The following is a 20,137-nucleotide window of genomic DNA, read 5'->3' as shown; positions in this document are numbered from 1 at the left end:
TCAATTATTCAAATTATATATCATATCACCCTTTTTATCTTCTAAAATTAGAAATCCCATCATAAAAAAGCCGGATCCATTGGACCCGGCTTTGCATTCAGTTCGGTATAAAAGCCGAACCTTTTTATATGGTTCTTCCATACAGCTGCTGTACTGCTGGAAGCATCAGATTAATGAATGTCTCTCTTTTTGAAATTTCCGCCTTTGACTTCTGAAACATCATAGATGGCAACAAAGGCTTTTGGATCAATTTCATAAATAATCTCTTTCATTTTGCTTTCTTCCAAACGGTTAATGACACATGTAATTTCCTTGAATTCTTCATTCGTATAGCCGCCAAGCGCCAGTGTATAGGTTGCACCGCGCCCTAATCGGTCCCGGATTGTTTCAACCATTAGTTCAGGATCGGCTGTAATGATTTTAAAGGTTTTCGACCCGCTTAAACCTTCTTCCACAATGTGGATCACTTTCGATGCGATGAAGTAGGCAATTCCTGATAAAATGGCGCCTTGGAGACCGAAGACACTTGAGACGATAATGAAAACAAATAAATTCAAAAATAAAATTAAATCACTTGTTCCAAAGGGAAGTTTTTTCGACAGCAGAACAGCCAGCATATCAATGCCGTCTAATGCTCCGCCATTACGTAAAGCTAAACCCATTCCAAACCCGAGAATGACCCCGCCGACAACGGTAACCAATAAGGTATCTCCATCGATAATCGGCGCCACATGATGCATCAGGAGGGTACCGGCCGAAAGGGAAACAATGCCAATAATTGAATATATTGCAAAACTTTTCCCAATTTGTTTGTAGCCTAAAAAAATGAAAGGAATATTTAGAGCCGCAATGAAAATACTCAGCGGCAAATCCGTAAACTGTGAAGCGACAATGCTTAATCCTGTCACGCCTCCATCTGATACGTTATTCGGGATCAATACTGTTTCCAGTCCATAAGCAGCCAAAAATCCCCCGATAATTACTAATATTGCCCGTCCTATCAATATCAGTTTATTGCGTCTTTTTGCTGTGATCGTGTTCAATGTTATTTCCTCTTTTCAATCTTATTGAACCAGACCAATTTTTTGGCATAGCTCTTTTCACTATTCACCATTTTAGCATAGTTATCCATTGAAATAAAAAAACCCGCTTTGAAAATCCATCTATCCAAATTCTGGTTTTCGATTATACTTAAAGCAGGAAGTGCAAAGGCACACTTTATTAACCGATGGCTTATCTTTATTTTCAAAGGAGTGAGAGGAAATGGCAGAAGACTTTTTCATTAAAGAATTAGAAACAGAGCAGGAATGGAAGGAAGCCTATCCTGTGATGAAGCAATTAAGGACGAAATTGGACGAGGAAAGCTATCTCCAATTGGTACAGGAAGCGGTCGAAAAAGAGCATTATAAAATGGCTGCATTATATAAGGATCAAGAAATAGTTGCGGTCACTGGCTTTATGCCAATGATCACTTTATACAACGGAAAGTTTATCTGGGTCTGTGATCTTGTGACGGATTCAGCCCAACGCTCAAAAGGATATGGGGAGGCTCTTCTGAATTATGTACATAAATGGTCTGAAGATCATGGCTATCCTATTGTCTCGCTCTCATCCGGACTGCAGCGGACCGATGCCCACCGCTTTTATGAAGAGAAAATGGAGTATGACAAAGTAAGCTATGTCTTTTTAAAGAGGCTCTAAAATAGGAAAGTACGGAGCAGGTAACCCCTTAAAATGGCTTTAAGAATCTTACCTCCCGCTGCTCTGAATCAGCATGATTGCAAACGATGGTATTAAAATCCCCCTAAGGCAGCGGCCCTCTCCCCCTTTCCCGATAAAGCTTCATAAGAACAGCAGTTCAGCAATCACCTTCCTCGAACATGTCCCTTAAATCCCACATTGCCTAGCTCCTGCCTCAAACTGATGGTTAAAGAGAATTCGAAAGAGAATAGAAACAAATAGTTCCCTAAAACACTCACACACCAACAAACAAATATTAGTTTTGTTTGACTTAATACAAACAAAGTTATAATATGTTTATTATAAAGTAAACTTTCTAACGTTTTGTTGGCCTAAAGAAGACAGAAAGGATTGTGACCATGGAGCTATCGAGTATGTTTTGGGAGTCCTCTTTGGAAGAAATGAAACAGGGCTATATCCAAGAGGGAGATTCATTTTTTTGCCTGCTGTGCGGTGAAAAGATTGAAAAGGGCATTATTTACCCTTATAAAGACAGGCTTTACGAAGCAGAAAGATTTATCAGAGTCCATATAGAAAGCACGCATGAATCCGTTTTCACGTATTTACTTAAGATGGACAAAAAGCTGACCGGTCTTACCGATCATCAAAAAAGTCTTTTGCAGCTCTTTTATCAAGGAAAAAGCGACAAAGAAATCCAAAATGATTTAGATGTTGGAAGCACCTCAACAATCCGTCATCACCGCTTTGCCTTAAAAGAAAAGGAACGGCAGGCAAAGACTTTTTTAGCTATGATGGAATTACTCAAGGAAAAAGACCGCTATGCCCCGGCTTTCCTGCCTGTGCATAAAACGGCCACAATGGTCGATGAACGATACAATGTTACACAAGAAGAACAAAAGCAGATTATCAATCGTTACTTTTCAGAAGGGTCTTTAACTAGATTCCCGCCAAAGGAAAAGCAAAGGCTGGTTGTTCTTCGCGAAATTGCAAACCAATTAACGATCGGTCGTATATATGATGAGAAAGAACTGAATCAATCATTAAAGGCCTTTTATGAAGATTATGTTTTGATAAGAAGATATTTGATTGAATATGGACTGATCGATCGAAAACCAGATGGAAGCGAATATTGGGTGAAAAAATAATCAATAACAATAGGAGAACGCTATGGGTCGAAAAAAGGAATTAAAACAACAATTCAAAGAAACAGCCATTGAAGCAGGGATTTACCAAATCAAAAATGTAAAAAACAATAAAATATTTATAGGCAGTACCCGCAATTTTAAAACATTAAATGGCGTTGCCTTCATGCTGGAAACAAACACCTATACCACCAATAAAGAACTTCAGAATGAATGGAATCAGTATGGAAAAGACGCGTTCAGCTTTGAAATCTTAGAGAAATTAGAAAAGAAAGACAGCCCTTTTTTTAACGAGAAAGAGGCTTTAGCAAAGCTGGAAGAAAAATGGGCAGAAAAACTGCAGCCTCATGGAGTCCTTGGATATAAAAAACCAAACATCTAGTAAAGACACAGCACAGTCTCTTCCTGTCAGCATTTTGGAAAGAGGGGGTGCTGTACTCCTTTTAGGCCTTCCCCTTTCTCAGTTTAAAAACGATGAAATCCGCACATCTGAAATCCTCTCTGAATGAAGGATATTTGGCCAGCATTTCTTCTGATGGCTTTGGCTCTTCCAAGGCTTCTAAGCTAAAACCTGTCTGAAGCAATGCGGTGATATAACTCGTTAAGGTTCGATGGAAAATCAGCATTTTCTCTTGATCGCCCAATCTTTGTTCATAGGCGCCTTCGTAAAAATAGCGATCTACCTTCCAATTCAGCTTTTCCCCGTCCTCCGTCTTTCAGCAGCCTGTACATTTCCTGAAACGCGCTTTCATAATCAGCAAGGTCCTGAATCACCATGTTGGAAACAATGACATCAAACGCCTCACCGTCTAAAAAAGAGACATCTTCACAATTCCCCTGTTTATACTTGATTTCCAAATCATGCGGCGTTCTATCCTTCGCAATTTCTATCATTCTCGGTGAATAATCCACAGCTGTCACATTGGCTCCGAAGCTTGCTAATATCCGGCTTAAATATCCTTCCCCGCATCCGGCGTCCAAGACGGTTTTACCTGTTACTGATCCCATCAGCGAGAACAATACCGGGTTTAGCAAAACCTCTTTATGAAGATCTCCCTGTTCTCCATGATGAGCGGAATATGTATCTGCAAAACGGTCCCATCTTTTCATAGATTCCTCTGAACCCAAATTCAGTTTCATACTCGTCCCCCCTATTATCTTTTCATACAAAAAATCGGCTTGAGATGTTATGTATGTAAACTAACAACCTTCAAGCCGATGTGAACTGCCTTTATTTTCTTTCCATCTCCGTGTATTCAGTACAACTAGTTTTCTCCTTATAAAATGGCTCAGTTCCCTTCCCTCCCCCTTTTTTTCTCTTTAGCATTCCCACGATAGCCCCTTAGTGTAAAAATAAGAAAAATAATAGCTTTAAATATGATTGAACCGCTCTGTAAACCGGTTACAGGCTGTATAAATGATCACTTCGCGTTCCGTCTGCTGTCCAGTCTTTTGGAAACATACAAACAGATTAAACCAATGCTCAGAACTAAGCAGAATGGAATAAACGCAAATAAAGGCATGATAATTGTCCAGAAAAATAAATATGCACTCATAACAAATATAAGCCAGCTTGTTATAAGGAGAAAGCTGGAAAGAAAATCTTTCATACTGATATCCTTTCGTAAGAAGGACCATATTGATTTTATATGCAGATGCACTGTTTTGGAAGTAATTTGCTTACAGAAAAACAGCACCATTATTTTAAGGGGTACAGATTATGAAAAATGGTATTTTCTTTGCAGGAAAACAGAATCCCAAAACCAGTAAATGACAGCAGCTGCAAAACTTACACTGTAAAAATCCGGACTTACGAAAAGGGTAGTTTCTTCTTTAAAAATCAGTGCTTCCACTAAAAAAACAGCCGCTATGGACAGAATGGTGTATGCCAGCAGATACCCTATATGGAATCTTCGCGGGCGTTTATTAAAGAGGACCTGCAAGGGGACTGCAAACACCAGATATGGGATGACCGTGTAAAAAGAATACACAATTATCATCCCGAAAGAGAGGAGCCCGACGCTGACTGCCAGAGAGATTGAAAAAGAGACACAGGAAAGGACCAAACATCCAAAATAATACGGGATGACATCGCTAAGTTTTGATAAGCTTTCACTCAGTTTATCCGCATTCAATTTTCTCCCTCCACAGACGTTTAAAAGATTTCAAAAAGCCTTTTTGCATCCACGACTATTCTATGGCCGGCAGAAGTGATGACTTCCAGGGGGAATACAGCGGACTCTTTATCTGAGAAAATCCACCTTCTTCCGGGCTGATTCAGGATGATAAAGATTCCCTTCGATTTGTCGCCCATAAAATTCAGCGTGACGGTACTTAATTCTTCATTATCCCGTTCACGAATCCCCTTACGAATCAGTTTCCCCCCTGCCTGCACGGCATCATCCACCGTAACCCCGATTTCGCTGATATTCAATACCTCTTTTGCTGAGAAAGGATTTCCGCTTTCTTCTGAAACGGTATGCCTTGAAATGAATTCCACTATATTACCGGCAGAATCATAAAAATAGAAGGCATGCGCGGACATATGGGCAAAATCCGCCTCATCCACCCCATCCTCTGTATTTAAGTGAACCCTTTCTTGGACCCATGATTTGGCTTCATTATATTTATTGGCCGGGATATTCAATGCAAAGTGATAATACGGGCTGCCTGTAACCTGTTTAGAGGTAAACTCTAATTCACCGTTCCCAACTGCAATTCGGAAGCTTTCTGCTTCTTCTTTTATAAGCGGAAAACCAAAAAGGTCTGTATAAAATGATTTCAGTTCTTTGTGTCTGTCCGTTTGTAAGGTTACAGATTTAATCTCCATAATTTCCCCCTTGTCTATTAAAAGCATGTCCCTATCGCGGAGACAAAAAGACACTGATCCAAAGAGGACCGCCTTCATTGGCAGCCCTCTTTCATTTGTTTTAAAGCAATGATTCTATAACGCGGCATGATCAGATTCATCCTTTTAAGCCTCAACTAGCAGTTTCTCTTTTTTGGGGAGATTTCCTGTATAGACTTTATAAAAAACCTCAAGACTTCTTATTTCAAATCATAAAGTATCTAATTCTTTTTGTCTCTTGGCCTTTACATACTCCCTGCCGCTGTACCATTCCGCCAGAAGAAAAATCAGCCCCAATAAGAGGAGAAGTATGAACTTAAGTGCACCTTCTATCTGATTGGCCGCAAACATCCAAGATAGTCAGACCGTAAAACCTGCCGGAATCACCGCTCCCCAATAGACACTGTTTCGCGCAGAAAAAAAGTATTGGACCACCGCCAAAACACCGGCAGCTATGAACACTCCATAAAAATCGTTCATTTTTTCTCCTCCCTTTCCTGCTTGTATTTTTCGATAATCAATGCTGCATCCTTCAGGCTGATCCGGTCATCAATGGTAAGGTTCTTAATAAATGTAATAAATTCCTCGTGCTATTCCGCATCATTTGCTTTGATTTTCTCTATCAGCCGATCCAACTTAAGCCTTACGGCTGGATAAGAAACCTCGTAGAGCTTTGCTATTTCTTTTAAAGAACCTGAGTTTAAAACAAATTTCTTAATGAACTCCAGATCCTCCTTTTCGAGAGCCAAAATCCAATTCGGCACCTTCTTCAGATCCACCATATTCCCCCTCCCCTTCCATTTCAGATCACCATGTCTTTTAATAAAATTAAACCTATCTTATATATTTATAAGAAAATGATTCGTAAAAAAGAAATCCATGCAGCTTAAGCAAAAAAAATATCAAATTTCCCTTTTGAGAAATTTGATATTTATCCCAGAAACCATTTAATTTGAATAACTGCCAAAGTTTACTCGACCATTTTTGCATTCACGTAAATTGCCAGCAAAAGATAGAATATGACAATTAGCGGCATGAGGATTTCCAGCTGAATGATCTTCACAAAGCCGGAGATGACTAAAGTGATTCCAAAAACGAAGCTGGACCATCCTACCATTTCAGCCAGTTTCTTTTTATCCCTGACACGGTGCTGGTTGAAGCCCGTCAGAAACTGCGTCTGTTTTTTTACTCCGACCACATAGGCGAGCAGCAGCATGATCACTCCGATTATCAGTACCTTTATATCCATCATTTCCTCCATTTCATTTACTTTATCACTGAACAAACCGTTTTTTGATATAGAACGTAAAAAGCAAAACCAAAAGAACAATCATGCCAATGATATATTCTGCTTTAATAAAATTTCCGAGCAGGATAAGCAGCCCTGCCAGCAACAAATACCAGCCGCCCAGAACGGACACCTTCTGGCTGTTCGTAATCCGGTGCTGGCTGTGTTTGATAATAAAGAATCCCCATATTGTCTTTTTAGTAAATACAAGGTAAGCAAAAATGAAAAACAGCAAGGCTAAAGGAAGACTCCCGCTCTTTGGAAAGAGGAAAGGTATCACTAAGAATACAGAGACCGCTCCAAGCAAATACCAGCGGCTTTTGTTCTCAGAACCATGTTCCTTTGATTCACTAATGAATTCCTTCGCCAATTCCCCTGCCGGCAAAAATTCCTCCCGGATCTTCTGGACAATTTCAGACTGTGAATAGCCTTGCTCCATTTGATCTTTTACAAAAAGGGTCATATGATCTTCGACCTCAGCTAAATGATTGCTGCGCTGGGTTTCCGAAAGACTGTCCAAAGACCCGGAGAGTTCTTTTATATATTCATGAATGGTCTCCTCCGTTTTTCTCATGGCTTCCCTCTCCTAAATATACTAAGACATCATACATTTCCCGATACTGAGACAAACGGCTTTTCAACACAGTTTCACCTTTAATGGTAATTTGGTAATACTTCCTCCTTGGACCATCGACTGGATCCTGCCAGTAAGAAGATATCCACTCTTTTGCAGCCATCCTTTTTAAGATCGGGTATATTGCTCCTTCTGAGATGGATAAAACAGGAAATACCCTAAGAAACTTGGATATTTCGTATCCGTACATATTCTGAGATTTTAATAAAGAAAGAATGGCTAACTCATAGATTCCCTTCCTCAGCTGAACAATCCACTTATCGTCTTTTGAATGTATTTCCATATTTAAAGTATACATAAAAACGAACTATATATCAATCACATATAGTGACTGCAAATAAGGCCTGATTCCGCAAAAGACCGGCGAAATCAAGACCTCCTTATCCATCTCCATATACGTTAAATTCCTGTTCGCTTCCATAAAAGACATTCACATCAATGAATTTTTCTTTGCCGCTGTATCCTACTAATTTCTTACGGTCCGTATACTGCCAAAAGCTCCACTCCCTTTTATCCGGCAATGAGGGGGAGGTGAAAACATCCCGTATCCATATATCGCATTGGTCAAAACTATTTTCTATATATAAGTCGTACGCTTTATTCGTCGTATAAATGATCACGCGTTTCCCGTAGCGGTCTTCCAGCATGTTCACCATAGTTTGCAGCTCTTCCTCTGCCTGGTCCCGGGAAGGGGGATTTTTCTCTTTATCACCATAAAACTCCACATCAATGACCGGAGGCAATGATTGCTCACGGACAGGCACATTATTTATAAAATTTTGAGCCTGTGTTTCCCCTTTGCTGTCATAGCTAAAGAAATGATAGGCCCCTGTCCTCAACGTGGTTTCATCGGCCGCTTCCCAGTTCTTTTTGAACATCTTATCAACAAAGCCGCTTCCTTCAGTGGCTTTTATGAAGGCAAAAGCAAGCCCCTGCTTCTCCAGCTTCAACCAATCTATTTCTCCCTGATAAGCGGATACATCCACCCCTTTAACCGGGTACGGGTCAGCACGGAACTCATTTGGGATGAAGATTCCCTGAAACCATAAAAAGGCTGCCAAAAGCAAGCCTAAGCCAAGAAGGAACATACCTGTCACAATGACTTTTTGTCTTGTCGTTTTCTTACGTACGTTCATGATTTCCACTCCTTGGCATTTCTTTCTATTTTTTCACTATAAAATAAAAACAGCCCGGCTACAACGTAATAGAAGCATTACTTTTGTAACCAGGCTTATTTAGTCAGCTATATTTCTTTTTATACTGGGCCAGACACCATTCTTTCGTTTCTTCGTCAGTGAAGGCTGCTTCCACACTGTTCACATAAATTTGTCTGTAATCCTCTTCGCTTAAGTGAAAGGCTTCGTTTACTAAACCGATTTCTTTTTGCATCGTTGTATCCGAGACTGTTCGGTTATCTGTATTGATGGTCACTTTGATTCCATCTTTATGGAAGGTATAAATCGGATGTTCAGAAAATTGCTGAACCGCCTTTGTCTGAATATTGCTTGTCGGGCACATTTCCAGCACGACTCCTGTTTCTTTTACTTTCCGATAGGCCTCCGTATCATCTTTGATAAAAACCCCGTGCCCGATCCTCTCTGCACCCAATAATTCAACGGCTTCGAGAACATTTTTGCCGATCCCTGTTTCCCCGGCATGAATGGTGACCCTGTAGCCATACTCTCTGGCAAGGGCAATCGGTTCTGCAAATTTTTCAGAAAAACCAGCCTGCTCTGCGGCACATAAATCTATGGCGACTACACCTTTCCCAAGGAATTCCCTTCCTTTCTCCACCACTTCAAAGGCACTTTCAACGGACATGGATCTCAGGCAGGACAGGATGATATTGCCTTTAATTTCATACTGGCTTTCCGCTTCCCTCATCCCGTCAATCACGCTTTGAATTACTTCTTCCAGACTCAGTCCTTTCACGGTGTGAAGCTGCGGCCCAAACCGAACCTCCATGTATTTTACATTTTCCTTGGCCGCATCCTCGAAAAGTTCAAATGTAATTCTTCTCAGGCTCTCCCTGGACTGCATGACCGAATTGGGAAGAAAAAACCGTTTTAAATATTCATCAAGGGACTCGCATTCCAAAGGAGCAACCAGCTCTTTTTTCAGTTCTTCCTGATTATAAGCGGGTAACGGAACCCCTTCTTTTTCCGCAATATCTATAACCGTTTCTACCCTCAGGCTGCCATCCAAATGACAGTGAAGTTCTATTTTGGGCAATCCTAAAAAGTTCATGACGTGACCTCCAGCTAAAGTTTTTTTCTAGTAAAATAAAAAAATTCCTGACCACAAAGAAAATACAGAACGTGTACTTTCTTCGTAATCAGGAATTTCGGTTCCTGGTAGAGACCCCCAAACCATATTATTGGAGTTATACGAAAACGTATTTGATTATCTTGCTTTAAAGGATAAGAAAAAAAAGATAGATTGTCAATATGGTGTTTTCTCATGTTATGTAAAAAGCTTTTCAAAAGTCTGAATCGTATAAGGTTCGACAAGCAAATCCGCTGTTGTTTCTTTAAAGCGGGCAAAGTGAGCTGTTTCACGGTGCTTCAGCTGATCTTCCTGCGATCGATATACTTCAATCATTCGGAATTGGGAAGACTGTTCGCGGTCTTGGAACAGATCAAACTGCAGAACCCCTTCTTCCTTTAAGCTATTTCTTCGATTTTCTTCTGCGGCAGCTATAAAATCATTTATTGCTTCTTCTTTCGCCTTTATGGATACATGAACAATATACACAGTAAGACCTCCCGCTTTCTTTTTTTCGAAATCGAAAAATGCCCCGCACGTATGAGGCATTTTTCCTTTCTTCAGGACAGCATTTCCTTTATTATTTATTTCGCTTTTCCAGTGCTTTAACCAATTCTTCACCCATTCGTTCAGATGAAAATGGATCCCGGCTGGTAATGATTTGATCATCTGCCCAAACAGCATGGCCCGTTTGGCTTAAATCGCCCTTCTCGTATTGGGCAATTTTCGTCATTTCCTGTTCAAGACTGAATGGAAGGATATCAAGCAAGCCTTCCGGTTCAATTTCGTCCGGATAGCCCGTTACTTTCTTTCCTTCTATAATACTCTTCCCATCATGCCTTGTGGTCCAAATAAGCGGGGCGGGACCATGGCATTCCGCAGCGACGATTCCTCCATTATCATAAATGGCGTTGATAATTCCATGCAAATCCTCATTTTTGGCAAGGTCATACATGGCCCCATGCCCCCCAACCACTAATACCACATCATACTCTTTTGGGTTTATATCAGCCAGTTTCTGTGTACTGTCAGCCCTTCCTGTTTCATAGAGGGACTTATATGTTCCTTCTGGATCATATTCAGGCAAAAAGCTCGTTTCATCCACATCTGGTTTTCCTCCGAGCGGTGAAGCCAGGTCCACCTGATGGCCTGCTTTTTCTAATGCTTCCAGCGGAGCAAACAGCTCTTCTCCCCACCAGCCTGTGGAATAATTATTTTCCTCATCTTTATATCCGCTTGATAAAACGGCTAATACTTTTGCCATCACTATTCCCTCCAGTTGTTATGCGGCCTCTATCATATTTTAAGAAATGGAAGCCGGTAAGATATCGTAAAAATCTAAAGTCCGCTTTTTTCCGTTTACCGAGAGTGTCGGCACCTTTTCTATTCCCTGCCGTTTGTATATATAATCATTGTCGGGAGAACGACTGTCTAATTTCTATATCATAAGATTCACATGGACAGGAAATCTTATACTTGTCCATGAAAAAATGGATAAAAATAGTTGGAAAATAATTCATTTTTCTGAAACAATCAGCATGAATACATGGTATGATATAAATAGAACTTTAGACTGATGATAGGTGAGGGAATTATGAAATATACTGGCAGAATCTTTGGTAGTTTATGTGTTTTTTTATTTCACTCTGTTTATATTGTCTACTATTTTCTTCGTGACGGGAAAGCAGAACCTTTTGATTTATATTCATATCCGTTTTTAATTTGGTTTGGTTACTGGGCTGGCAAACAATATGACAAAGTGAGGTTTATGTCTGAGAAAGACGAACTTACAGGCATATATAATCGGCGGTTTATTTTAACCGCTTTCAAAAATATTACAGCTCTAGCGGAACAGTCCAACAGTAAGTTATTTATATTAGTTGTAGATTGCGATAATTTCAAAACGATCAATGATAATTATGGGCATCATCAAGGTGACATGATTTTAACAAGAATTAGCGAAACACTTGCTGAAACTACAAGAAATAGTGATATAGTGGCTCGATGGGGCGGCGATGAATTCTTGGTGATTGGCCATTACAATAACGAGAAAGGGTTGCAAGCTGTTCTTCAAAGAATAGAAGAGAGATTGGAGGATCTTTCAGAACAAACGCAAATTCCCATTTCAATTTCTGCAGGTTCAGCCATCTATCCAACTCACAGTAAAAACTTATTTGAATTAATAAAGATCGCAGATGAAAAAATGTATCGCAGTAAGAAATCAAAGAAAACATCAGAGCATTCCGATCCCTTAACAAAACATAGCGGCGGCCCTGCCTATAACACAATGTCTCTTGATCAATAAGTGGGGGCAGCTATACCATTTAAGTCTTATTAGTTTTCCGATAATTACATATTCTTTTAAAAGATCATTTGTTAAAATGGAGAACACTATACGATAAATTCCGGGATTTCAAGAAACTCGAGACTTACACTCTTCTATGAAATCCCTGTGTCTTCCATAATTCGCCCATCTGCAAAGAAATTCTGCGGGTTTAAGTCTTTCATTTCACTCTTATACTGTAATATCTCATTGCTTTTAAACTGCCTGTTTTCTCAAAAACACCCATTTCTATCAGCTTTCTCAGCCGATATTCTAGGAAGTCATCCCCTACATACTGATTTAAATGCCCGATTACTTCCCCAATCAGCCTTGCTGATTTCATAAACGGTTCGGATTCTTGTTCTCTTTCTCGCTCCAGCTGCAGTTTTTTCGTCATATTTATCATAAATGAATCATAATAATCCTCATTCACACTCTTTATTTTTTCATTTTTCCAGATGCGCAAAGTCTCCTTTGTATCCGCAAGAGCTTCCCACTCTGTTTCCATTTTCCCTCTTTCATCCATCGACATAGAAGCGAATCTATCTTCCTTATACATCATTGTCCACTTTTCTGGCGGAATTTCTCCTGTATGTAACATGGAATACTCAATCTCCGGCGGCTTGAAGTATTTTGCGTGTAATTTAGTTGTATTCATCACTTTGATACCATTCGTTTTATTTCGCAATAAATAGAGAACAAACCGCAGTCCTGTCTGTTCATCTGCATTATCAGCCGCCCAGATCGTAATCGGCACATCCCCAGGGATAGAATCTATCTCATGGACGGTCTGAAAGAACCTCTGCTGCTGTTCCTTAAAATCACCATGCTCATCAGTGATTCTGCTCTTCAGCCATTCCATTCTCGCTTCTTGTCCTGCCTTGCTATGCAGCGCCCAGATTGGTCCAACCGATAATATATCCCAAAGGCAAATAACTTTTTCCGCAGAATCGGCTCCCATTTTCTTCAATGACATGTTCAACGAGCCAGCACTTGCTGCCCCAAACAGGATATGTACCTTTTGAAAATTCGCTTTCTCCTCTTTTGACTTTTCATTTGATAGTTTGAATACCATATCGTATACATTTTCCACTTCTTTATAATGAGCGATTTCTGGATCATTCGTTTTTCCCACAAGCTTCAGCCGCAGCAGTATTTGAAGAAGCAGAGACTTCGCGTCTTTTTCTGACAGTCCGGCAATGGCCTTTTTCCATTCTTCTAGTTCCTGTATTTTGTCCATACGCAACTCCTTATTTGATTTAAAAAGAGAGTTATCTGACCTCACTTGTTCACTTCTTTATAAACCTATATTATTTCCAATTCAACTTTTTTGGGGAAATCCGCCCTTCTCTCCCATCAAGTTAAGATCGTTATCCATACTGATATCCCAATAACTCAAGCAGTCAACTGAGAGCTGCTGATAAAAAAAGCGGGAATAACTCCGGTTCTCTGCCGAATTCATTCCCGCTTCTCTCTTATAAGATGCCCTGTTTAATTGTCCTTTTAACTATTCATCCATTGTTTCAAGATTCTTTGCCTCAAAACGGTCAAGCATGGCACGCACTTCATCTGTTGACTCTGTGCTCATTAATTGATTCCTTAATTCACCCGCGCCCCGGAATCCGCGAACATATATTTTAAAGAAACGATGAAGAGCCTTAAATGAACGCAGCTCCAGTTCTGAATATTGATCATGAAGATCCAGATGCAGCCTTAAGAGATCAAGCAATTCCTTACTGCTGTGCTCTTTCGGTTCCTTTTCAAAGGCAAATGGATTGGTGAAAATCCCGCGTCCGATCATCACTCCGTCGATTCCGTATTCTTGAGCGAGCTTTAAGCCAGTCTCACGGTCAGGGATATCCCCATTGATGGTCAAAAGTGTATCCGGCGCCACTTCGTCCCGAAGTTTCTTAATCTCCGGAATCAGTTCCCAATGGGCATCCACTTTGCTCATCTCATTTCTTGTCCGGAGATGAATGGACAAGTTCACAATGTCCTGTTTCAAGATATGCGTCAGCCAGTCACGCCATTCCTCTACTTCCGCAAAGCCGAGCCTGGTCTTGACGCTTACAGGCAATCCGCCTGCTTTAGCCGCCTGAATTAATTCAGCCGCTACGTCCGGACGGCGGATCAGTCCGCTCCCCTTTCCATGCTGTGCCACATTAGGGACAGGACAGCCCATATTGATATCCAGCCCTTTAAATCCAAGCTCCGCCATTCCGATGCTCATTTGCCGAAAATATTCTGGCTTATCCCCCCAAATATGGGCTACCATCGGCTGTTCGTCCTCTGTAAACGTCAAGCGTCCGCGCACACTGTTGCGTCCTTCTGGATGACAATAGCTCTCCGAGTTCGTGAACTCTGTAAAAAACACATCAGGCCTGCCTGCTTCACTCACAACATGCCGAAACACAACATCTGTTACATCTTCCATTGGTGCCAATATAAAAAATGGCCGTGGTAAATCACGCCAAAAATTCTCTTTCATAATTCTGCTTCCAATCCTTTCATGCAGGGATGATAAAACAGTCCCTTATCTAAAGCTTCTTTTACACTTATACCATGCTTTCGCCCTTTTTATCAAACAGATTGGAAATGTTAATTTTTACGAAATGGCAGGCTGGATTGAAAAATGGACTTGGCTCAGCAGGGATTCTAAGGTCCAGCCTTCAATTTAAGTTTAGAAACTCTATTGTTAATTAAATAAATTCCTGAAAATAACCGCCTCCATTCCAAATTCCAGCACTCAAGTTTAATAAAGAACTCTTCGAAAGAGTAATCAAGAACAAAGCAAAGAATGCCCATAAAAATAAGACCTATCAATCGGAACAGCTGCCGATTGATAGGTCTTTCAAGAAACAGTTGGGTTACATCTTCAATTCTAAATCCGTTACGACTTCCACATGACTCGTCTGAGGGAACATGTCGACAGGCTGCATGGATTTTACTTTATACAGCTTGCTCAGTTCTTTCAGATCTTTCGCCAGTGTAGATGGGTTGCAGGATACGTAGACGATTTTTTTTGGCTTGGCTTTGATGATGGTGCTGAGCAGAGCCTGGTCGCAGCCGGTTCTTGGCGGGTCAACGACAACGACGTCTGGTTTCCAGCCTTCTTTTACCCAGCGGGGCATGACTTGCTCTGCCTTGCCTACTTCATATTTGACGTTCTGGCGTTTATGGCGCTTGGCATTTTTCCGGGCATCGTCAATGGATTCTCTGATGACGTCCATGCCGCGGACTTCTTTCGCGCTTTCTGACAGCCAGAGACCGATTGTACCGACACCGCAGTAGGCGTCCACGACGTTTTCTTTTCCCGTGAGCGCTGCTGCCTTTTTGACTTCATCATACAGGCGGACGGTTTGAATCGGGTTCAGCTGGAAGAAGGTCCGGGCAGACAGCTCATAGGAGAGATCGCCGAGCGTTTCGTTAATAATTTGCTCGCCTGCCAGATGAATCGTTTTGTCGCCGAAGATAAGCGATGTTTTTTTGTTGTTCACGTTCTGTACAAGTGATTTCACTTCCGGAAGCTGGTCTTTAATTTGCTTGATCAGCTTGTCCTTGTTCGGAATGTCTGCAGATCCGGTTACAAGGACGACCTGCACTTCTCCTGTTTCGAAACCGACCCGTGTGATGACAGTGCGGATGACCCCTTTCCGCTTTCTTTCGTTATAGATCGGGATATTGAGGTTTTTCAGGATTTTCTTTACTGTACGTGTGACCTTGTTGCTGGCAGGATGCTGGACAAGACAGTTCGGAATATCAATCAAGGAATGTGAGTTGATGCCATACAGTCCCGCAATCAGCTTGCCTTCCTTTTGACCGACCTGGAACTGGCTCTTATTCCGGTAGTTCCAAGGGTCTTCCATGCCAATGGTTTCTTTGATATTCAACGATTCAACAGGCACTCTTAAATAGCGTTCCGCTGCCTGGACGACCATATCACGTTTCTGAACGAGCTGCTGGCTGTAAGCAAGGTGCTGGAGCTGGCAGCCGCCGCATTCTTCATAGATTGGACACGGCGGGGCAATCCGGTGCGGAGAGGCTTTCCGGATTTTTTTGATTTTGGCTTCTGAGAATTTCGGTTCAACCTTCGTGAGGGTTGCGACAATTTCCTCGCCTGGAAGGGCGCCCGGAACAAAGACTACCTTCTTTTTAAAATAGCCGACTCCCTCTCCGTTAATGCCGAGACGTTTGATGGTCAGCGGGAATTCTTTATTCAGTTCTACTACTTGGTTTGTCATTTCTTTTCACTCCGTTTTTCGATGCTTCTCCATAAGTAGAGGGAAGCGTAGCTTAGAAAGGGAGACCAGGCTTTGCTGTATGTCTCCATTTCTTCCTCGGTTGGCTTTTGGGGCAGTCTGTATAATTGCTTTAAGGCATTTTGGATGCCAATATCCGCTTTTGGAAACAGGTTGGGCCGGCCAAGTCCGAACAGCAGGAAGTTTTCCGCTGTCCAGCGGCCGATTCCCCGTATTTTTACTAGTCTATCCATAATTTCCTGATCTGATTTATGAGAAAGACCTTCCAGATCCAAATTACCTGAAAGTATTTCTTTTGAAAGGCCGATGACATACTCTGCTTTCCTGCCGCTGAACTGCAGTGCCTTCAGCTCTTCTGCTGTTAGCGCTGCCGTCCTTTCCGGAGCTGGATAGTACCAGGCCCCTTTCACATTCGTTCCGTAAGTCTTTACGAACCGTTCGGTCAATGTATGAGCGAATGAAAGATTCAGCTGCTGATGGATTATGCACTTGGCCAGACAGGAAAAATAATCAAAATCGAGCACAATCGGCGTTCCGTGATGTTCTTCAAAGACCGGCTGCAAATCCGTTCTGGAAAAATGTTCAGAGATATCTGCAAGCGGCATATGCCAGTGAAAGATTTTTTTCAATTTATCCAGAGACGGTCCTTTCTCTCCTTCAGTCAGGGCTGTCACATGAAAAACCGGTTCAGCTGTACTTCCGGCTGCCTGAACATGGAGAACGGTCCGCTGATTGCCGATCATCAGCGGGACAAGCACTGTTTTTTCTTGGAAATTAACTGCCTGAAGCGGATCCATTGATAAGCGTTCAAGTACTAAGTCAAAATTATAAGGTCCTTGAATCGAAACGGTTTCCGTCCACACGGGCCATCCATCCTTTTGCCGTTTATTCCACGTATTATAGCACGTTTTCCCTGAAAATACTTTACTCTTGCCCGCTTTGGACTGACGCCTCCGCATGGCCTGGACCAAACAGATTCAGAACAATGACGCCGACGATAATCAGCGCAATGCCGATCACACTGCCTATATTGACCTTTTCTTTCCAGATTAAGACCGAGATGATAACCGTTGCCACAGTCCCGATTCCTGACCAGATGGCATAAGCGGCATTCAGCGGAACGGTTTTGAGTGACAATGATAAGAAGAAGAACGACAAGCCAAAGCCAGCCACGGTTCCGAGTACCGGCCACAGTTTGGTGAAGGATTCTGATGCCTTAAGCATCGAGGTGCCAATCAGTTCGCCAATGATTGAAATCATTAAAAACAGATAACCCATATGACCGCCTTCCTAAAAACATTTACCTTCACCATATCATGCCATAAGGTCATTCGCCTACCCATAAGCAAAAAGCATCGCTGCAGGCAGGATGCTTTTCAGATAAATCAATATTTCATAAAGTCAGGAAGTTCTTTTTCAGCCATCATGTCATCCAGGCTTTTAAATGTATAGCCTTTTTTCTTCAGATCGGTAATGATGGAATCCAAAGCCTCAGCATTATCCTTCGATACTGTGTGCAGCAAAAGGATTGCGCCCGGATGGATTTGCTTCATGACTTCCCGGTAAGAATAATCGGAGCCTTTTTGCTGATCGACGATCCAGTCTTTAAAGGCCAGTGACCAAAAGATGTGATAATAGCCTTCTTCCTTGGCAACTTTCATGGTTCGCTCGTTAAATACTCCCCGCGGCGGTCTCAGATAGTTCATCGTTTGAACGCCGGTCAGGCGCTCTGTTTCCTCCTTGACCTTCAGCAGTTCCTTGCGAATGACTTCATTTGTCTTTTTCGTCATATCCGGGTGGGACCAGGAATGGTTGCCTACGATATGGCCTTCATTTGCCATCCGTTTCACCAGCTCCGGTGCTGTTTTCAAATAGTGCCCGGTGACAAAGAAGGTCGCAGGAACCTGCTGTTTTTTCAGCACATTCAGGATTCCCTCGGTATAGCCGTTTTCATAGCCATTATCAAATGTAAGGTAAATATCCTTCTTGCTTGTGTCCCCTTTATAAACAGCCTCATACTTGGGAAGCATCTCATCAAACTCGGCACCCGCTTCTGCCGGTTTCCCGTTTTTCCCTTTCATGAATCCCCAATTATAAGACGCATTGGATTGAGCAGAAACATTTCCGGCAAATGCCAGCAGAAAAAAGAAAGTCAAGCCCAAGACAGATAATTTCTTCATTCACACACCTCCTGTTCTATTCTTTTTAGTGTTCAACATATACGTTTTAATATGCAAAAAAGAAGGCACCTTGAATAGGCACCTTCCACTAAAAAGCAAACGCTTACATATATAGAGTAAGACAACCCTTTACATGAAACGGACTGCAGCCTGGAGACACCCCTCCTTCAGGTGTCTCCTTCAACCGTGACTGACCTAGCGGCTAAAGACGGCCCGCAATGCTTGCCAAACAATAACCACTGCAAAGACGATGACAATAATAATTCCTAGGATATCGAAGAACTCGCCCAATGACTCTAAGAACGTTCCTTCAACTGGAAGGCGGATGAACGCAAAGCCGGATAAAAGCGCCGCAAACAACAAGAAAACGTTATTTGACATGTTGTATCCCCCCTTTCCCTTTCAATATATGCAGTTTATTTTTGAAAATGTGGGAATTTCATATCTGAAGAACATATATTTTTAGTAAAGGGGGACTTCATTATGGAAGAACTTTGGGCAATATCGCTTCTGTTCATCGCCTTGGTGTCGATGGGCGGAGGCGTGTTCATCTTCTTTATCAATCAGGGGCTGGAGCAGCATGAGGCCGGCCGGGCAGACCCTTTTCCAGACACGGATGAAAACGAGCTAGAAAGCCAGACAGAATCCAGCTGAACGCTAAAAGGATGCCCAAGTAAAAAAGGCATCCTTCTTTATTATTTTTTTGAAACTTTTTCCTTTTTCATCCGTAGAAATATGCAGGGAAGAACTATAAAGCGGTTCCGGTTACAGTCCTTTTTTCAGCCTTAACATTCCTTTGATAATTCCTTTTTCGATTTAAAGACAATGACCAGAACGCATCCGGCCAGCACTGTTGCAGACAGAATCGCCATAAGAGAACTGTGGTTCATGAGAACTTTTCCGAATAAAGAATACAAAAGAATCAGCGGGATATACCCGATCAGGACTATTCCGATGTAATAGAGATATTTCATCCGCAGAGCCGATGCGAGCAAGCAGGCAAAGTCAGTCGGGGCTGCAGGCAGGGCTATGACAGAAAACAAATAAATATATTTCTTCCGGTTCATTTTTCCATATAGCTTAGGATACTTTTCTGCTATAAGAGTAATCACGCGCGCCCTGTTCAAATACCGTCCATAGAAATAAATCAGGCTTTCCGTAATGAACATGCTTAGAAGGGCAAAAATCAGGTTTTCCCAGACCGAAAAAAGCATGCTCCCGGTCAGAATGAATACAGAGCTTGGTATAAAAAGCAGGATTCTCAAGGAAAAAAACAGAACAAATAAAAAGCCTATACTCTCCTCAGCCTGATTCAGCAGCGCCTTCAGTTCATTCAGATTCATACTCAGGAGGCCATAATGGCAGCCAGCCGCGGCAATGGAGATCCAAATAAGGACAGAGATTACCAACAGATATTTTTTCAAAAAAACTCCCCCTGTCTTGCGCCGCAAAAATACATAGTTTCCCTTTACCCCGAACAGCAAATACATAGACATT

General features: G+C 41.8%; 23 protein-coding genes, 2 pseudogenes and 1 riboswitch. Of the genes and pseudogenes, 5 read left to right on the top strand and 20 right to left on the bottom strand.

Translation table 11 applies throughout. From position 1 onward, the window contains the following. Nucleotides 1-170: 170 nt before the first annotated feature. The gene (locus tag BQ4305_RS03190; protein WP_110926440.1) at nucleotides 171-1,043 is read right to left on the bottom strand and encodes a YitT family protein; all 873 of its coding nucleotides are present in this window, start codon (nucleotides 1,041-1,043) and stop codon (nucleotides 171-173) included. A gap of 220 nt (nucleotides 1,044-1,263) precedes the next feature. On the opposite strand from BQ4305_RS03190, the gene BQ4305_RS03185 reads away from it, so the two are divergent. From BQ4305_RS03185 to BQ4305_RS03175, 3 genes are all read left to right on the top strand, one after another. Further along, nucleotides 1,264-1,701 (top strand): GNAT family N-acetyltransferase, encoded by a 438-nt coding sequence (locus tag BQ4305_RS03185; RefSeq protein ID WP_110926439.1) that lies wholly within the window; start codon nucleotides 1,264-1,266, stop codon nucleotides 1,699-1,701. 398 nt (nucleotides 1,702-2,099) lie between these two features. Beyond that, complete coding sequence (locus BQ4305_RS03180) at nucleotides 2,100-2,846, top strand: DUF2087 domain-containing protein (protein WP_110926438.1); 747 nt, start codon at nucleotides 2,100-2,102, stop codon at nucleotides 2,844-2,846. Nucleotides 2,847-2,868: 22 nt separating this feature from the next. Further along, complete coding sequence (locus BQ4305_RS03175) at nucleotides 2,869-3,225, top strand: GIY-YIG nuclease family protein (protein WP_110926437.1); 357 nt, start codon at nucleotides 2,869-2,871, stop codon at nucleotides 3,223-3,225. Between the two features lie 61 nt (nucleotides 3,226-3,286). On the opposite strand, the pseudogene BQ4305_RS03170 reads toward BQ4305_RS03175, so the two are convergent. The 11 genes and pseudogenes from BQ4305_RS03170 to BQ4305_RS03110 form a co-directional block, all read right to left on the bottom strand. Then, nucleotides 3,287-3,983, bottom strand: a pseudogene (locus BQ4305_RS03170) (class I SAM-dependent methyltransferase). 578 nt (nucleotides 3,984-4,561) lie between these two features. Beyond that, nucleotides 4,562-4,978 (bottom strand): UPF0715 family protein, encoded by a 417-nt coding sequence (locus tag BQ4305_RS03160; protein WP_110926435.1) that lies wholly within the window; start codon nucleotides 4,976-4,978, stop codon nucleotides 4,562-4,564. 20 nt (nucleotides 4,979-4,998) lie between these two features. Continuing rightward, a complete protein-coding gene (locus BQ4305_RS03155; protein WP_110926434.1) occupies nucleotides 4,999-5,673 on the bottom strand; it encodes a VOC family protein in 675 nt (224 codons plus the stop codon). A 494-nt stretch (nucleotides 5,674-6,167) separates the two neighbouring features. Then, a pseudogene (locus tag BQ4305_RS03145) lies at nucleotides 6,168-6,473 on the bottom strand (DUF2089 family protein). 188 nt (nucleotides 6,474-6,661) lie between these two features. Next, nucleotides 6,662-6,943, bottom strand: a complete 282-nt coding sequence (locus BQ4305_RS03140; RefSeq protein WP_234396859.1) for a DUF3784 domain-containing protein — start codon at nucleotides 6,941-6,943, stop codon at nucleotides 6,662-6,664. 22 nt (nucleotides 6,944-6,965) lie between these two features. After that, entirely contained in the window at nucleotides 6,966-7,553 is a 588-nt protein-coding gene (locus BQ4305_RS03135) for an HAAS signaling domain-containing protein (RefSeq protein WP_110926432.1), read from the bottom strand. Beyond that, the gene (locus BQ4305_RS03130; protein ID WP_110926511.1) at nucleotides 7,525-7,896 is read right to left on the bottom strand and encodes a PadR family transcriptional regulator; all 372 of its coding nucleotides are present in this window, start codon (nucleotides 7,894-7,896) and stop codon (nucleotides 7,525-7,527) included. Before BQ4305_RS03130 ends, BQ4305_RS03135 begins: the two co-directional genes overlap by 29 nt. Nucleotides 7,897-7,993: 97 nt before the next feature. Continuing rightward, on the bottom strand, nucleotides 7,994-8,749 hold the full coding sequence (locus tag BQ4305_RS03125) for a glycoside hydrolase family 25 protein (RefSeq protein WP_110926431.1): 756 nt from the start codon (nucleotides 8,747-8,749) through the stop codon (nucleotides 7,994-7,996). Nucleotides 8,750-8,852: 103 nt separating this feature from the next. After that, on the bottom strand, nucleotides 8,853-9,860 hold the full coding sequence (gene add, locus BQ4305_RS03120; protein WP_110926430.1) for an adenosine deaminase: 1,008 nt from the start codon (nucleotides 9,858-9,860) through the stop codon (nucleotides 8,853-8,855). Nucleotides 9,861-9,925: 65 nt separating this feature from the next. Beyond that, nucleotides 9,926-10,024: riboswitch (purine riboswitch) on the bottom strand. Between the two features lie 52 nt (nucleotides 10,025-10,076). Continuing rightward, nucleotides 10,077-10,367: a putative quinol monooxygenase gene (locus tag BQ4305_RS21240; RefSeq protein WP_199880535.1), complete on the bottom strand. Its 291-nt coding sequence runs from the start codon at nucleotides 10,365-10,367 to the stop codon at nucleotides 10,077-10,079. Nucleotides 10,368-10,458: 91 nt separating this feature from the next. Beyond that, nucleotides 10,459-11,142 carry a type 1 glutamine amidotransferase domain-containing protein gene (locus BQ4305_RS03110; RefSeq protein WP_110926428.1) on the bottom strand — a complete coding sequence of 228 codons (684 nt, stop codon included), beginning with the start codon at nucleotides 11,140-11,142 and terminating at the stop codon, nucleotides 10,459-10,461. A gap of 330 nt (nucleotides 11,143-11,472) precedes the next feature. Between BQ4305_RS03110 and BQ4305_RS03105 the strand changes: the two genes are divergently transcribed. Next, a complete protein-coding gene (locus tag BQ4305_RS03105; protein ID WP_110926427.1) occupies nucleotides 11,473-12,183 on the top strand; it encodes a GGDEF domain-containing protein in 711 nt (236 codons plus the stop codon). 199 nt (nucleotides 12,184-12,382) lie between these two features. Here BQ4305_RS03105 and BQ4305_RS03100 read toward each other — a convergent pair whose 3' ends face one another. The 7 genes from BQ4305_RS03100 to BQ4305_RS03070 form a co-directional block, all read right to left on the bottom strand. Beyond that, a complete protein-coding gene (locus BQ4305_RS03100; protein ID WP_110926426.1) occupies nucleotides 12,383-13,441 on the bottom strand; it encodes a DUF1835 domain-containing protein in 1,059 nt (352 codons plus the stop codon). A gap of 267 nt (nucleotides 13,442-13,708) precedes the next feature. After that, a complete protein-coding gene (locus BQ4305_RS03095) occupies nucleotides 13,709-14,689 on the bottom strand; it encodes a tRNA dihydrouridine synthase (protein ID WP_110926425.1) in 981 nt (326 codons plus the stop codon). A gap of 379 nt (nucleotides 14,690-15,068) precedes the next feature. Continuing rightward, the gene (gene rlmD, locus BQ4305_RS03090) at nucleotides 15,069-16,442 is read right to left on the bottom strand and encodes a 23S rRNA (uracil(1939)-C(5))-methyltransferase RlmD (protein WP_110926424.1); all 1,374 of its coding nucleotides are present in this window, start codon (nucleotides 16,440-16,442) and stop codon (nucleotides 15,069-15,071) included. Beyond that, the gene (locus tag BQ4305_RS03085) at nucleotides 16,439-17,323 is read right to left on the bottom strand and encodes a DNA-3-methyladenine glycosylase family protein (protein WP_110926423.1); all 885 of its coding nucleotides are present in this window, start codon (nucleotides 17,321-17,323) and stop codon (nucleotides 16,439-16,441) included. Before BQ4305_RS03085 ends, rlmD begins: the two co-directional genes overlap by 4 nt. A 61-nt stretch (nucleotides 17,324-17,384) precedes the next feature. Continuing rightward, nucleotides 17,385-17,738, bottom strand: a complete 354-nt coding sequence (locus BQ4305_RS03080) for a DMT family transporter (RefSeq protein ID WP_110926422.1) — start codon at nucleotides 17,736-17,738, stop codon at nucleotides 17,385-17,387. 107 nt (nucleotides 17,739-17,845) lie between these two features. Then, entirely contained in the window at nucleotides 17,846-18,640 is a 795-nt protein-coding gene (pdaA, locus tag BQ4305_RS03075; protein WP_110926421.1) for a delta-lactam-biosynthetic de-N-acetylase, read from the bottom strand. A 195-nt stretch (nucleotides 18,641-18,835) separates the two neighbouring features. Beyond that, nucleotides 18,836-19,021: a hypothetical protein gene (locus tag BQ4305_RS03070; RefSeq protein WP_110926420.1), complete on the bottom strand. Its 186-nt coding sequence runs from the start codon at nucleotides 19,019-19,021 to the stop codon at nucleotides 18,836-18,838. Between the two features lie 102 nt (nucleotides 19,022-19,123). Here BQ4305_RS03070 and BQ4305_RS21235 point away from each other — a divergent pair, with 102 nt between their 5' ends. Next, a complete protein-coding gene (locus tag BQ4305_RS21235; protein WP_199880534.1) occupies nucleotides 19,124-19,294 on the top strand; it encodes a hypothetical protein in 171 nt (56 codons plus the stop codon). Between the two features lie 131 nt (nucleotides 19,295-19,425). Here the strand turns inward: BQ4305_RS21235 and BQ4305_RS03065 are convergent, their stop codons facing one another. Continuing rightward, entirely contained in the window at nucleotides 19,426-20,064 is a 639-nt protein-coding gene (locus BQ4305_RS03065) for a TVP38/TMEM64 family protein (protein ID WP_199880533.1), read from the bottom strand. Nucleotides 20,065-20,137: the final 73 nt, after the last annotated feature.

The sequence above is a fragment of the Bacillus massiliglaciei genome (assembly GCF_900098925.1).
Taxonomy (GTDB): domain Bacteria; phylum Bacillota; class Bacilli; order Bacillales; family DSM-1321; genus Peribacillus; species Peribacillus massiliglaciei.
Note: the sequence above shows the minus strand (reverse complement) of the source record. Positions and strands in the feature narration are given on the sequence as shown.